This is a genomic window from Streptomyces sp. NPDC059008 (assembly GCF_042749045.1).
Lineage (GTDB): Bacteria > Actinomycetota > Actinomycetes > Streptomycetales > Streptomycetaceae > Streptomyces.
The window spans coordinates 16,737-31,110 of record NZ_JBHYJC010000038.1 but is presented as its reverse complement, the minus strand read 5'-3'; the positions used below and the strand labels follow the sequence as shown (position 1 = coordinate 31,110).

General features: G+C 61.5%; 9 protein-coding genes and 2 pseudogenes. 4 read left to right on the top strand and 7 right to left on the bottom strand.

The genetic code is table 11. From position 1 onward, the window contains the following. Positions 1–64: 64 nt before the first annotated feature. Positions 65–775 (bottom strand): annotated as a pseudogene (locus ACFWZH_RS30810) (transposase family protein); the annotation flags it as partial. Here ACFWZH_RS30810 and ACFWZH_RS30805 point away from each other — a divergent pair. After that, positions 756–881, top strand: a pseudogene (locus ACFWZH_RS30805) (transposase); the annotation flags it as partial. The pseudogenes ACFWZH_RS30810 and ACFWZH_RS30805 sit on opposite strands and share 20 nt — an antisense overlap. A gap of 674 nt (positions 882–1,555) precedes the next feature. Here the strand turns inward: ACFWZH_RS30805 and ACFWZH_RS30800 are convergent. Next, a complete protein-coding gene (locus ACFWZH_RS30800; RefSeq protein WP_384438537.1) occupies positions 1,556–1,990 on the bottom strand; it encodes an ImmA/IrrE family metallo-endopeptidase in 435 nt (144 codons plus the stop codon). A gap of 435 nt (positions 1,991–2,425) precedes the next feature. On the opposite strand from ACFWZH_RS30800, the gene ACFWZH_RS30795 reads away from it, so the two are divergent. Next, the gene (locus ACFWZH_RS30795) at positions 2,426–2,653 is read left to right on the top strand and encodes a hypothetical protein (RefSeq protein ID WP_384438533.1); all 228 of its coding nucleotides are present in this window, start codon (positions 2,426–2,428) and stop codon (positions 2,651–2,653) included. A 2,184-nt stretch (positions 2,654–4,837) separates the two neighbouring features. Beyond that, the gene (locus ACFWZH_RS30790) at positions 4,838–5,107 is read left to right on the top strand and encodes a WhiB family transcriptional regulator (RefSeq protein ID WP_384438612.1); all 270 of its coding nucleotides are present in this window, start codon (positions 4,838–4,840) and stop codon (positions 5,105–5,107) included. A gap of 751 nt (positions 5,108–5,858) precedes the next feature. Here the strand turns inward: ACFWZH_RS30790 and ACFWZH_RS30785 are convergent. Continuing rightward, a complete protein-coding gene (locus tag ACFWZH_RS30785; RefSeq protein WP_384438530.1) occupies positions 5,859–5,981 on the bottom strand; it encodes a hypothetical protein in 123 nt (40 codons plus the stop codon). A 151-nt stretch (positions 5,982–6,132) separates the two neighbouring features. Further along, positions 6,133–7,086 (bottom strand): hypothetical protein, encoded by a 954-nt coding sequence (locus ACFWZH_RS30780; RefSeq protein WP_384438527.1) that lies wholly within the window; start codon positions 7,084–7,086, stop codon positions 6,133–6,135. A 1,263-nt stretch (positions 7,087–8,349) separates the two neighbouring features. Here ACFWZH_RS30780 and ACFWZH_RS30775 point away from each other — a divergent pair. After that, a complete protein-coding gene (locus tag ACFWZH_RS30775; protein WP_384438524.1) occupies positions 8,350–8,778 on the top strand; it encodes a transposase family protein in 429 nt (142 codons plus the stop codon). A 913-nt stretch (positions 8,779–9,691) separates the two neighbouring features. Here the strand turns inward: ACFWZH_RS30775 and ACFWZH_RS30770 are convergent. From ACFWZH_RS30770 to ACFWZH_RS30760, 3 genes are all read right to left on the bottom strand, one after another. Continuing rightward, on the bottom strand, positions 9,692–10,114 hold the full coding sequence (locus ACFWZH_RS30770) for a DoxX family protein (RefSeq protein ID WP_384438521.1): 423 nt from the start codon (positions 10,112–10,114) through the stop codon (positions 9,692–9,694). A 656-nt stretch (positions 10,115–10,770) separates the two neighbouring features. After that, entirely contained in the window at positions 10,771–12,150 is a 1,380-nt protein-coding gene (locus tag ACFWZH_RS30765) for an LCP family protein (protein WP_384438518.1), read from the bottom strand. Positions 12,151–13,287: 1,137 nt separating this feature from the next. Next, positions 13,288–13,587, bottom strand: a complete 300-nt coding sequence (locus tag ACFWZH_RS30760) for an SSI family serine proteinase inhibitor (protein ID WP_384438609.1) — start codon at positions 13,585–13,587, stop codon at positions 13,288–13,290. Between the last annotated feature and the right edge of the window lie 787 nt (positions 13,588–14,374).

Here is a 14,374-nt window from a genome sequence, read left to right as displayed (position 1 = left end):
AGATCACGCAGGTTGCCGAGGATCGGGGCATCAGCCAGGGCGCGTTGACCACGCGCGCCGCCCAGAGATGGAGGTGCCCTGTGTGGACGACGGCCCGGACGGCGTGGTGACGGCCTCGCCACGCTTCCGGCAGTCACGAAGGATCTTGTAATTCGTCATGCGGGCGAAGGCGTGTTCCACGCGGGCGCGGATCTTGCGACGCTCGGCATTGTCCGCCTCGTCGCCCGACAGTAGCGGCCGCCTTGAGCATTTGCGGTGCGGGACGACAAGTCCGGTGTTGACGTAAGCGCCATCCCTCAGGGCGGTGGCATCGAGACACTGGGCGGGCAGGCCCGAGCTGCGCCAGACATGCGCGTCGGCCTTGTGCGCAGGCCGGTGAGCGGTGGCAACGACCAGCCTGGTGTCCGCATCGATGACAACCTGCGCGGTTACCGAGAGACGATAGTCGCGCGACCGGGCTCCGACGGTCCGGTCCGCATCAGGGTCGAGGTGCCGTCCACGATCCACAACCGGTCTGCAGCGTTGGCAGGTCGAGCGGCCCGCCGGGGGCGAGCAGCGGCTGCAGCCGCTGGATGACCCGACACACCGTCGCCGGCGAGACCCCGAAACAGCAGAGCGAGCTGCCGCATCGTGAGGTCCGTGCGGTAGTGGACGGCCACCAGCAGTACCGATCCGCCAGCGGCAGGCACCCCGGCCGGCCACCCCCAGGACCGTTCCCGCCCCTCTTCCGCACCACCTTCAGCAACCCCGCAACCCGCCGCATACTCGAGGGCATCGTGTTCAAGTTCCGCACCGGCCTGCCCTGGAGAGACCTGCCCGCACGGTTCAGCCCCCGGCAGACCGTCCACGGAGGCTTCGCCCGCTGGGCCGCCGATGACACCGGGAAGAGCCCCGACCCGACCGCGTTGTCACGGACAAGGGCTACACAGCCCGCACCCGCGTCTACCTCAGCTGGCGCGGGACCGACACTCGCACCCCGGAGGAACTCATCAGTGACCAGTACGACCCGCTCGGTGGCAGGTGCGGACATCCCGGACTATTTGCAGGGCGTGCCCACAGGCCCTTGGAGTGGTTGACGTCAGGCGTGTACGACGGACGCCGCGGACACTCGCCGACTGTGGCCGCGATCAACTTATGCATGGCGGCGTCGACATGATGAGGGGAGTTTCCCACCCCAGCCGGAACGGATCCGCAAAGTGGGGTGGCCCGCCTCCAGTAGGCGAACGAAGTCCTCTCCCAGAAGCCCTTCTTCACGCCCTGGCTGTATTGACCTAGAGCGTTGTTGTCTTCGGCGCCGCCATCCCGCCAGTCGGCGTGCCGAGCGCACGCGGACTCACGGGAGACTCATATTTGCCGCGCTACCTGCGCCGATTGCCCCTGCACCCCCGCTGCTTCACGGTCAGTCCACCGCAATTGAAATATTGCATGCCAACGCGATGGACCCACTCCAGAGATCACACCGCCCAAATTGAGAGCGCCAGGCTTCCGACTAGCACCGCTACTTCGCGCGGCCGCCAAGCCATCGAGTGTGAGGGGCCCAGGTTGTGCGGGCGGGTCAGAAGCCGACAAATTTGGTTCCCAGCCAGCGTTGTTCATCATATTGCTCGGCCAGCAGACGCGCGCGGTAGATGCGTGGGGTGGTTTCCAGTTCGCGTGCGATGGTCTCTGGCGGGAGCCCGGATTCGCGAGCGGCGGCCAGTTGCAAGGCACTGATAAGTTTGCGTGCAGCCCACAGTTCTGCTGCGCGCTCCTGGGAAATAGTGGCAATGGTTGTCACGCTGTCATCTGCATACGCACAACGCTGGTGCTTCAAGGTGATGTGGGCCAGCTCATGTGTGAGTGCGCAGCGTTTTTGGACGGGGTTCAGACCGATGCTGCAGTACACCTTGCCGTGCTCGGCATCCCAGGCCGCAAGGACATCATGGAGGGGGAGGTACTGGATGGGGATGCTCAGCTTCTCAAGCTCCACCTCGGGGTCGAACTTGGACACACTTGACTCCCATTCTCCGTCAGGGTGGCTCCTTCTACGGTCAAGAGCGCTCCGGACCGAGCAAAAGCCCTCAGCCCGATGGGGCATGGAGGACTCGCGGACATTCCATGCTATTTCACTTGGATTGACCAATCGAAAATTCAGGTTTCATGAGATCTCAGGACGCTCCACGCCCGTCGTGCGCAACCGGCTAAAGGTGCCTGCGTGGCTGGGACCGGCCCCGATCAGCGATGCCGGCCTCGGTTCCACGTCGCAGCGCGAGAACAACTTCGTGTTCGCTGCGTGATAGGTAGCCGGCGCGGGTGAACAGCTCGGCGTCGTCCACGGAAGGCGCCGACAACCAGTCGATGTCGGTGCGTGGTACCTCGCGGCTCAGGGTGAGTCCATCAAGGGTTGCAGCCCTCCTCTGTCCCGGTTCGCTGTCCGGGAGCCGCCGTGTCGTTCTATGACCGACGAGCCTTCGACTGCGCGCCGTCCAACCCGGAGATCAGGGTTGCCGACGAAGATAAACTCGATCCGTCGCACCACGGCGAGTCGTTCCAGACCGTCCTCGCTGCTCGTCTCCCTCGACTTCGCAAAGTGAAAGTTTCCGATCAGTATTGGATACTGGATTGCGTTCCAGTTGCCAAGCTGACGGCCCTGACGCAGGATGACACTGGCTAAAGCCCCACATTGCGAGGCCAAACCCACTGAGGAGGGGTCCGCGTCAGCCTCACATCGCAGGAGGATGACGCCATGACAAAACTGCTCAGCGCCGAGGCTTGTCGCCGTCGCCACGTCAGTGCAGGCCGCGCGACGTCACGTCGACCGCAACACGTCATGAGTGGGCGTGCCACCAGATGTCCCGCTGTCACAGAAAAGTGCCGGAGGTCAACGTGGCGCGCAGAGCATACGAGCCACTGGCACGCTCACCCCGGTTCGAGCGCCCGCTGCACGGTTCGCCCACCCCAGAACCACTGTGCAGCGCAGCACTGATACGAGCGCAGCGCTCGGCACAAAGCGGTCTGCGGATCCACACCGTTCGGTTGAGTGCCCGGTCGGCAGTACCGCACGCCGTACAACTGATCTCGCTGGAGGTTTCTGTGTCGTCTCCCTCTCCTGCCCACCGTCGTTCTTCCGGGCCGCGGCCGTCCTACGGGCGCGAGGATCTCGACCCTCGTCTCTCCGACTTGCTGGCTGCCTGGGACGAAGCCGCCCTGCGCTGGTCATCGGCGGAGGACAGACTCGCCTACTGCGGCATGGCCACACTGTGGCGTTGGTGCCGTGATGGGAGCATCCACATGCGGGTACATCGCCTGTCCCGAAAGCGCTTGCGCCTTACCCCGGAGCAACTATCCGACGCCGAAAGGCTGGGCGAGCTCATAGGCACTGTCGTCGCCGTGTCACTCCATCACTTCCGCCGCAAGGCGGTCCTCCGCACCAGTGGGTCCCGCCAACACTGTGCGAGAACACTCGTCCGCTTCCTTAGCCAGTGCCTCCAGACATTCCCGTCAGAACATCAGCTCTGGGCACGCTTAGAGTTCCCCCCCGATGTCCCTCCCACTGTTTCACTCCGCCAAGCGATGAACGTCCCCTCAACCGACCCCATGAGCTGCACCGCGGGTTTCACTGTCGCACTCAGTGCCTTCCGCTGGTCTTCCCGGAGTTGGCACTGCAGTCACTCCGACTCCGCACAGACTCAGAGCGGAGGAACAGTCGCACGCGGACAGGCCGTCGGCCCCTGGGCAGGGCATGCGGCCGGCTCGATACAACACCGAGCAACAGGGCCACCACAACCTGCTCGCACGTCCCGTCTGGATAGGTAACAAAGCAGCAGACACAGGAGATGCGCTCGATGAATCGCGGTTCCTCTCACTTCGCCTCGGGCCTTCTGCTCCGCAGGCTACTTCGGCTCTCCTCCGCACGATGCTCAACCAGGCCAGCAGTAGCGTCCGGTCCTCTCATGGCTTTTGCCCATGAGAGGTTCTCCCACCCCATCGTCTTCCTCGGACTCCCTAGCCGTATGGGGGGCTGGCTCCTGCCGGCCGGGGCCTCCCTCCCTAACACCCAACACCAACAGCGCGACAATTGGCCCCGCCTCCGACGCTGCGCTCCCACCTGGCGCCTCGCCATCAGCGCCCGCAACCACCATGCGACCGCTGTCCGAAGCACGCCGCAGGAAACGTCCGCGGGGGCGCCCTCCCATCCCGGCACCCCTCCACGTTTCAATCTTTCCAGCCGGTTCCGCCATCGGATCGACCGGCCGAAACTCCCCGTACCACGCTCCTTAGGCCCGTTGGGCTGGTTCCAGGAAACAAATCCGGAGAATCCGGAACACATATGCCGACGAACCTTCGCATTCGCCGTCCGCGCTGAACTTTCACCATTCCAGTCCGATGCGTATGAGCGGCACGCGGCCACAAGACTAAAGGACACTGCAGGCGAGGGCTTGGGCATGGAAAGCGGTCCTGAGGTATCCTCCCTTGCTTCGTGCGGGAAAACAGACAGCGCGCACGGTACTACGAGGCGACCTCCGGATTTTCCCGGGGAAGAATACTTCGGACCAGGAAAATCAAATATCTGGGTGTTGATGCTGAGGTTGCGACTGGTGGCTCGTGGATACACAGAGGAGCAGAAGATGCGTCTGATGACGGACCCGGGTCTGCGGGCCTCCCGTACCTGGGATGAGGATGTGCGGTTGTGCTGCACTCTTTTCCAGCTGGACCAGGGACTCCGGGGAATTGAAGCTACTGGATACCCAACGGATCACACCTGGAGGTTGCTGTGGACGTGACGTCAGCATGGGAAAGCAGCCAATCGACGTCCCAGCCCGTTGGCGGAGCCGAAGTGCTGGACTCTAGATGGTGGATGCGGGCTCGGTGCAAACGCCTAGGAGTTGATCTCTTCTTCGACTCCCGTCGAGAGAAGCAAGCGCTAGAGATATGTGCGCCGTGCCCAGTCCGGACTGAGTGCCTGGCTAAAGCCTTGGACGAACGCACACAGCACGGGGTGTTCGGGGGCGCGACCGCACTATGGCGCAAGCGGCTGCTGACACGTCGCCCAGATGTGACGTCGTGGTATGCCCTGCTGGTTAAGGCACGTGTGGTGCACCGCCATCAGCAGCCCGAGGCCGAGTAAAGCAGCTTGAGCATGTAGCCATCCCCGGTGCGCAGAGGCGCTGAGAAGAAGCAGCAGAGTCAGCAAACTCAGTGAGTCCTTGCCAACTTGCTGAAAGCCTAGGTCTGGCCACAGACGACGAGCCGCTGGACTCCCCTGTGGCCCGCCGGGCATTCGAGCGCGTGCTCGTGAGTCACCGCAAGATCGTCAAGGTGTCTTGCGGACCGCTTCAGTGGGCTGAGACCAACCCGGCGTGGACAGCCACTAGTCGGAATACCCGAGGTGGACGGCACCGAGCAGGCTTCCGTTGTGATCGACGTGATGCGGGGGCAATCACGACCACCGTCTGGGCTTTCCACCGCGGGCGGACAGGATCGTTGATAGTTGGCACTGTGCGCCAGTTTCGTCGTGGCCGACACTACCGAGCAGGCTCTGGCAGATGCCGGCGCCGACGCGGTGACGTTCGTGGTCACCGGCGAGGACGGCCGTACCGCTGAGGATCTGGCCTGGACCGGGTCCTGGCCGGGGAATGTCCTGACCGCGGCCCCTATCTGCATCGTGCTTGAACCTCCCCGGCCGCGGACGACCTGCGCGGCGGGCGACGCCTCGGTGCTCACCCGCCGATGTGGGGTTGTGTGTGGAGGCGGACCGGTTCGACTTCGCCGGGAAGGTCGGACTCGTGGGGGGATGGCCGTGCTACGGCCGCTTCCAAGTCGATCAGATGCGGTGCCAGCTGTCCGTCCCGCACGGTAATTGAGGAGCCGTTACCACCTCACGGTGGCACGAGGTGGAGGGTGAGGGCGTCCTTGACCATGCCGGTGATCCAGGTGGTGCCGCAGCACAGCTCGCCCAGCAGATGCCAGCCCTTGAGCGCGGGCACAGCCCACTCGCCCACGGCGCGGATCTTCGCATTCATTAGAGGCGCCGACGTCCACCGCGCCATAGTCGGCTCCTCCACAGTCCTACCCCACCAGGCAACGGACGGACGAGCAGTTCACCCGCCATGATCATCCATGGAACAGCTCTTCAGCAACGCAACGGACGGATCAGCCATGGAACTGCCCCACCTCCCGCTGGTGGAGTTCTATGTTGTAAGCGGTGGCAGCAGTCGGGATGAAGGCGGAAAGCTTTGCTTTTATACTCCCAACCTTAGCAATCTTTACATTTCGCTCTCTAAATAGCCGCTGTGTCACTACCGCTTGCGCAATTACCCCCTGCTCCATTGTTTCACCTTTGGGGCATATTCCGGTGACGATATACTGCCGCATTTCTGGTGCCGAACTCTGACACTCGGTCTCCGTGACGGTCTGGGTGATGGCGAGCCAATGAGGTCCCCCGCAGTCCGGGAAGGAGACGTCGATCACGAGGCGCTGCGGCGAGAAGTTGCCCTCAGACATCAAGAGGAGGACGAGCTTCCTGTCCCGTGCAGCGGCCGCTGCGCAGAGCACACCGTCCGGCGAAAACCTAACATGGTCTGGCTGATACCCCAAGTCGTATACCTGAGGAGAGAAAGAGCCGACTGCACCGACTGTGGAGATGAATGCGACATTGGTAGAGTGGAGGCCTATGACAGCTATCATCTGCCGTTGCTCGTTGTAAGCCAGCACACAGGGATGCGAGAGGCCAGAGTCGATCTCACTAACCTCGTAGCACGGATCATTTGGATGATGGCGACAGCAAGACCCAGGGCATTCATCCTGCTGGAGACATTCGGGGCTGAGCCGCAACAGGGAGAGCATCCCTTTCGGCACGTCGAGAAGGCACGCGTATTCCGCGTTTCCGAATTCCACAGCCTCCAATGCAGCTATGGCACTTCCCGTCCCCTTGAAGGAAAGTGTGCGTATTTCTGGCTTCTTGTCCGCAACCTCCATATTCTTCTGCTCTTTCATTCTAGTCAGATTCAACTTCTTTATAGAGACGGTGCGGAGCCTAACCCTATACTGCACCTCTCTTTCGCCCGATCGCTGCGACCCCTTGTCCACCGAATAGACATAGGACATTTTGTCACCTGCGGCACATCTAGAAACTTCGCCGCGATCGCTGGGTAACCTCTCTGGAAGTTCACGCATAGCACATTCCATTCCGGCACAGCGGCGGCCTTTCTTCAGCATTCGCCTGACCGCAGCATCGCCTACACGAGGCCACTGAAACCGACCCGCAGTACCTGGAGATTCACCCAACAATCAGGGCCCTCTCGGCAACATCATTACCGATGAGGCGCCAATTAAGTTAGCCGGCTTCCGCTCCTGCCGATCTAAATGCTCCGGCCAGGATCACCCACAAGTCTAACGGAATCACACTTCCGCATGCCAGTGAAGAATTACACAGACTCACCGAATGCGTGATTCTGAGAGACTGGCAGCACTGACGCTTTATCCGCCGACATCAAGGCGTAAAATTCCGCCAAGCGCTCCGAACGGCTTCACCCCCGCCCACGCCAAGATTTGAAATGACTTACCGAGCGTTGCAGAATTAGCAGGTATCTTTCCTCCCTGGGTTTGCAGATTTCCTGACCTTCGAACCCTTCCTTGGCCGACTCCGACGATCTCTTTCGACTTCCAATACGTGAGATTCAAGGAATAGGTGCACTGATCTTCCACGCCGATAGGTTGCTACAGGAATCAAGTAGCCACGGCTGACCCACTGCCGAATGCATGCCGGCGTGACACGAGCGACTGCCGCCGCCTCACCCGTTGTGAGAAGGCGACGTCGCGGATCACCGTTGCCGTCTCGCCTTTTCGGCTCATCAGAATGACGTTTCGGGCGGAAAGAGGACATCAGCAACTCCAAACGTGGAATGCTTGCATCGGTCGCTTTGCCAGTTGCCCCAGAGAGCGACGGCTTCTCCGCGACCGTCTGTAGCTACAGTTCCGAGATTTCTGGGCGACTGGTGACTCGCTGACACTGCGCCGACGTTTGGCGCGGGGTCGAGCCTCAAGACAAGTGGGCGCCTCCAAAACGCCCACTCGGCAGTCGTTACCGTGCACAATCTTGTACGTATAGGCGAAACGCAGGTAAGTCAACTTTCCAACCTACCCACACCCATATTTCTGCCATACCCATCAAGATCGTGCATGGTTGGGTAGCCCGTCAGCACCTTGAGCGCCAATCATGATGAGGGCGGTGGGGTTGGGTACGTGGAGAGATCATTCGCATGCGGCATGCCAGGGGCCGGCAGCCGATGTCATGACTCAACTCGTGGGCGAAAACGAGCCGTTGTGGCCTAAGCGACACTAATAGGCGCTGCTCCCATCGCATCCGCATTGGCTGGCGGACGGCGTCAGAAGGCCAGGCTGGTCTGCATTGACAGGCTCCTGGTGGCACTCGTGCACCTGCGGAACGCCGCCACTCACGGTATGGTGGCCTGCCCGTTCGGCGTGGACCAGTCGACTATCAGATGCGCAATCGGTGAAATGCGATCGCTGCTGGCTCAGCAGGACTGCACCCTGCCGTCGAACTCCGTCATCGATCACGTTGGCAAGGCGACTACACCAGAATCATTGACGGCATTCACATCCGCCGTCCGGTGCCTGGCCACCTATGCCCGGAGCAGGGCACGTTCATCTCGGGCAAGAGCAGATAGAACCGCCGTAAGATCCAGAGTTGACCCGGAGCGGCTCCTTCGTTGGAGCCCGGATCCGCCTGCTGGCTGCGCCGACATTACCCAAGGCCCGTATGTGAGGGCTCGTTAGGCTCCTGCTAGGCAGTCCGCTCACTCGGGGGAAATTCGCGGAGGCCGGCGATCCGTTGGGCATAGCAGAACCAGCTCATGCGTGGTGACACCGCCGCACCACAAGTTCCAGCAACGCACCCCGCCTGGTGCGGGGAATTGCGGGAACACCAGTGCAAGGCGCACTCCAGGCCTGTCACCACGCATCCGCGACAAGCACGGTATCGCTCATGTGAGGAACTGGGATTCTTGCTCGCCACCATGCTTGCCACCGCTGATCGGAAGTGAACACCAGGCGAGCTCAAACCATCCAACCTACCAGAGGACATGCACGAGCTCGTTGGTTCGGACTGGTTCACGAAGACCAACACGCCCTGCTTCCCAACGGCTTCCATCGTGACGGGTGAGCTGCGCTCCTGGCCGGCGCTCCAACGAGCGAGCACATGGGGTGCTCGATACTTCCCCGCCACCATGGGACGTATCAAGAGTCTCATCGACCTTGCCGGACTGTTCCCGCGGCCTGCTGACACACGGGAAGATGACACCATCCAGGCATGTCTGACCTGACAGGATTCATATCGCGCCTAGTTCCAAAGCCCCTTCCGCTGTCCGTCAAATACGGAGCGTGGAATCTTCACAGCACCTGGGTAGGCCGCTATCGACCTATTACCGATAATGACCGCACTCAACATCGACGCACAAAATAGAGCGGAAAGCAGCTTAAGTTCACTCTTCATCAATGCATCCTGTTCCATGACATCGTTCGCTCGCCGCACAGGAGCGCAGAGTCTGACCTTTGAACAATATGAGTCGAACACGTGAACTCCGACGGTCTCTGTAACTCCACCAACACGCCGTTCGCCCTCAAGCGCGAGGACGCGGCGCTCAAGGTCCTGGAAAGTCGCCGGTGATCCGGAACCACTCCGAGCTTCCTCCTATCTACGTGCGCAGAAAAGGGCATGGCTTAGAGCCCAAGCGCCTGGGCCGATGAAGAAGATCAGCAGGAAGGCCCAGCAGAACATCACGGAAGCCTCACCGCCATTTTGGATCGGCCACAGCGCGATGCCCTGGTGGACGTAGAAGTACGCATACGCCATCGAGCCGGAGTTGACCAGCGCTGCGGTCCGGGTGCCCAGGCCCAGCATCACCAGGGTGCCGCCGAACAGCTGGATCATGGCGGCGTACCAGTGCGGCCAGGAGCCGATGGGGACTGTATCTCCCTGGCCCATCGCGCCGCCGAGGACGCCGAAGAGCGAGGATGCACCGTGGCAAGCAAAGAGCAGGCCGATCACGATGCGGAATAGCGCGAGCGCGTGCGGAGTGGCTCTCTGGGTGAACGTATTCAATCGTGCGGACATCTTGGGACTCCGAGTTGGGTAATTCCGATGTGGAATTAGGTTGTGTCTTCGAAAATCTGGAGTGGTGGACGCGGTTGGGCCACTCGCCGCCATGAACTGCCGGATGCTGACTGGGAGTTCGCCTGGCCGTTGCTACATCCGCCTTCCTGGGGAAGGAAGCTGGGGAGGCCCAGAAGACCTGGACAGCCTGGCGGGGGTGTGCCTGGGTGATTCCGCCTCCACGCCAAGATGGACACGATTTCATTGGTGGGAGATGGACGGCACGTGAGCGGATGTAGGGAGTCCGCTCAGGCGAACGCCGATTCTGCCGGTGCCATCGCCTGGCCAAGTGTCGGTCGACTGCGCTGACGTCAGGCCCACCTCACACGGAGTGGAGACCTGCAGCCCGGCTGGGTAGTCGTTGCCAGCCCACGGCAGCTCTCGTCCGCAGAAACTGTGCACAGCAGAATGCTGCTGAAACATTGCTGGCCATGCGGTCGGAATGCACCGTCAATATCGTGCGAGGCGTTCGGGTACCGACCGCAGAGGTCAGGCGTGTCCCTGGACTCGCCGAGAGTTGCCGTGGGCGCTTCGCGAGAGGAGGGCACCCCGTCATGCCCTCCACCAAAGTCACCAGGATTCGAGTCGCTCCACCTACTGTTCGAACTTCAATCCCATCAACCGGCGTTCTCCGACACAAAGTCCGGACCGATCGTCAGTGTCACTGCACCCAGTCCCGCCGCGACCGATTCGGTCGTCCTGATGCCTGAGAGGCGGGCGGCGAGCACCTCGCCCTTTGGTTTGAGGGCGGCTGAATAGCTGATGACGGTCTTGTCGGTAGCCGGCGCATCGCCGGTCGCGATAACCGTGAAGCCGAGCTTCCGCAGCTGCTGGGCAGCCTCGGCGAGCCTCTTCTTCCCTGCTGCACCAGCGCCATTGAGGACGCGCACCTGGATGGAGCGCGTAGTGATGGGACGCTTGGCGGCCTCCGCGAGCTTCTTCTTGCCAGCGGCGCCGATCTCACGGTCGTTGGCGAGGTCGCTGAACACCTGGCTAGCCTGCGGATACTGCCAGACCACATTGGCCTTGTCGGTGGGGACCTCGGCCTCGCGCGAGTAGTTCGGGACGGTGAGGAAGGTGAGCCGGTCGGTGGGGATGTCCTTGACGATCGAGGCCAGGTCATAGAGTGGCTTGAGGCCGGCCAGAAACTTGTCGGTGGTGATGGACTTGGTCGCCGAGTCCAGGAAGTCGTATAGCACGGCGGGGTTGGTGAGCTTGGACTGGGCCTTGGCGGCCAGGGTCTTCATGAACTCCTGCTGGCGGCCGATGCGGCCCAGGTCGGAGCCGTCACCGACGCTGTAGCGGGTACGCACGTACCCGAGCGCCTTCTCACCCCGAACGTTCTGGCAGCCCGCCTTCATGCGCAGGTGCGCCTTCTTGTCATGGATGGCGTACTTGGGGCAGACCCTTATGCCGCCCAGTGCGTTGACCATGCCCTTGAAGCCCCGAAAGTCGACCGAGGCGAAGTGGTCGATGCGCAGACCGGTGTTCTGCTCGACGGTCTTGATGGTGCAGGCCGCCGCCTTGGAGATGTCGCCACCGTCGCCGCCAATCGAGAACGCCTCGTTGATCTTGAAGTGGTGCGGGGACGACTTCGTGCCGTTGCCGCGGGTGCAGGAGGGGATCTGCACCCAGGAGTCGCGGGGGAAGGACAGCGCGGTGGCCCACTCGCGGTCGGCGGAGATGTGCAGCACGATCAGCGTGTCCGACTGCATAGTGGTCAGGCGCTTACCGTACTTGGCGTTGGCGCCGGCGCGGCTGTCGGAGCCGACGATCAGGATGTTCTTGGAACCGGGGCTGAATTTGATTGGCCGGACACCGTCCACGCCGATGTTCGCGCCGTGGATGTTGCCGTCCAGGTGCTGATAGACCCACGCCCCAACGCCGGTCGTAGCGAGCAGCAGCACGCCGAGTGTTCCTCCCATCCAAGCGAGTATTCGGCTCAATATGCTCGGGCCTGTTGCAGCTGAAGTGCCCACCTTGGGCGCTGTCGTCATGGGATCTCCACAAGATGTTAGGCGGCACGAGAGCGCTAATCTGGGCGTGGCTAGATACGTGCTAGTCAGTAGAGACTCGCAAAACGTGGCAGCCCGATTCTCTGGGGCACTCTGACCGCTGATTGAGCTGTGCGTACCTTGTGTGATCACGGCTTATGGAGGCGACGGTGGGGCCTTGCTGGGGCTGGCGACGCGTTGCACGGAGCTAGAGGGCGGGCGAGCAAGACATTACTGAGCGGTGGTCATGTCCGACTCGTCAGCTCTACTGTTGGCATTGCTCGCTACGTACAGACTTCCGTATGGCGTCGTCTATTTGGGGGTTGGCCAAACCGACGCCTGCGACGCCTGCGTGATCGCCGAAAAGACAACCGCACAGCACCATCAGGAATTGCCGCGATCGTTATGCCAGCCCGACTGGCCATCGCCCTTACCGCAGACCGTGCACCGTTGCGAGCTGATGACTGGCCGCGGGCGAATACTGGCCAACCGACTGGACTGACACACGTACCGTAAGTCGGTATACACCTATCGGCAACTGGATTGCGGCACATGAGTCTCAGGGGCGCCTTTGCGGCTCGCCGCCACTGGCATCGGCGGCAGCACCGCGTACCGGACAATTGAGTAGAGCGACGAGGCGTGCTGCAGGTCCAGCGAGGTCTGGCAACCAGGACTCGTCCTGTCGATGCTTTGGTGTGCTGGGCGAACTGCTTACCTGTCGTCAGCCAGCAGGGAGGTTACGAAGGCGTCGAGTCGCGTGGGGGAGGCCGCCTGTCGGGCTGCAGGTCGCAAGGAGCTTCCCGGCCTTCATTCGAGTGAAGGCGCACTCGACGCGGGCGCAGACGTCGTTCACCGAGGGAGGTAGGTGCCCTCGTTACCAGCTGGAGATGGACCTACCAGCGCTCGCGGCGATGAGGGATTACCAGCCGGCCAACAGCCAGAATCATGCGGTGTCGGCTCGGGTGACGAGATGGTGCTTGGCCGGGTATCGGTAGCTCTTTCATCGCTCGGCAAATGTGGCGATTCGGAGCTAGACGAACCTTCTCAAGCAGGCTCAATGGTCGCAGACGGCCAGCGAGCGGCCGACCGTCTGCGGACTGGGGCATGGACACACCCTAGGCAATATCCAACGAAACAGTGTCAAAAATCAAAGACAGCCCCAGTGGCCCTCTGCAGTTCACATTCATTACCGAAGTCTTTCCGATACAAGACTTTACTACCTTTCCACTCCCCTTGGGCGACCACGGTCACCGGCTGATATATCTTAAGGCATACCGAACCCGAATTGGCCCGTAGTTTCCGTAAGTCCCCGTTTACTTGATTCAGTGTCGCACAAGCTTTCCCCGCATGCGGATGCGTACCCCCAGGAGGGTTGCATTCCAGCAGCACACTCTTACCCACAGGAGCATTGGGATTGAAACCCGAGAAGACACTCTTCATCAATTCCAGAGAAGTGGAGTGACGAACCCCAAATTCAGCAGTTGACTCATCGGCCATAGCGAAGGACGAAGGAATTACGGCAACAGCTACCGCGGCAGTAAAGGCGGCAGCGAACGCACATGCACGCATATGGACGCACCATTTCCATTGAATCGCCGATGAAAATCACCGACAAAATGAGGGTTGATAGTTGACCATCGTTCGCGGGCATAGCAGCTGGCAACACCTGATTTACCACTAAGGTGACAGTGTTCCAATGGAATAGATTTCCACCAGTTACCCCTTCTGAGGACGAGCCGCCATTCTGCGGCCGCCACGTCACCCACGACAAAAGGCCAGGTCAAGAGTCACGCTCACATCGGCGTTCGACGACAATGCAGCGTTGGAGATATTGCGTCTGCGGTCGTCAATCAGCCGCTGCCGCCGCTCCTGCCCCTGCTTCAGACCTGGCCATTCGGGTTGGCGGTGGCGTGGGTGACGCCCACAGCACGACAGCGGACAGCTCGCGTGCTGTGCCCCTGCTTCTTGATTACGCAGCCACCCCATGCGCCACCTAACGGTCGATCACCTCTACTCCGGCCAGGGAAGGGTGTTCACGCAGAGCACTTCAGCGTATTCAGGAATAGGGATCTTCTCGCCCCAGGTCGCCTTGATGGCCTGACAGTCAAATGCCCTCACCACGGCGTGGTGGAGTTCCGCTCTGAGTGGCCATACTTACCCCGGGCACACCACAACATAGTGAGTAAAGAGTGCGACACGCCCTATCGGGTGTCAACCCCCCGGTATC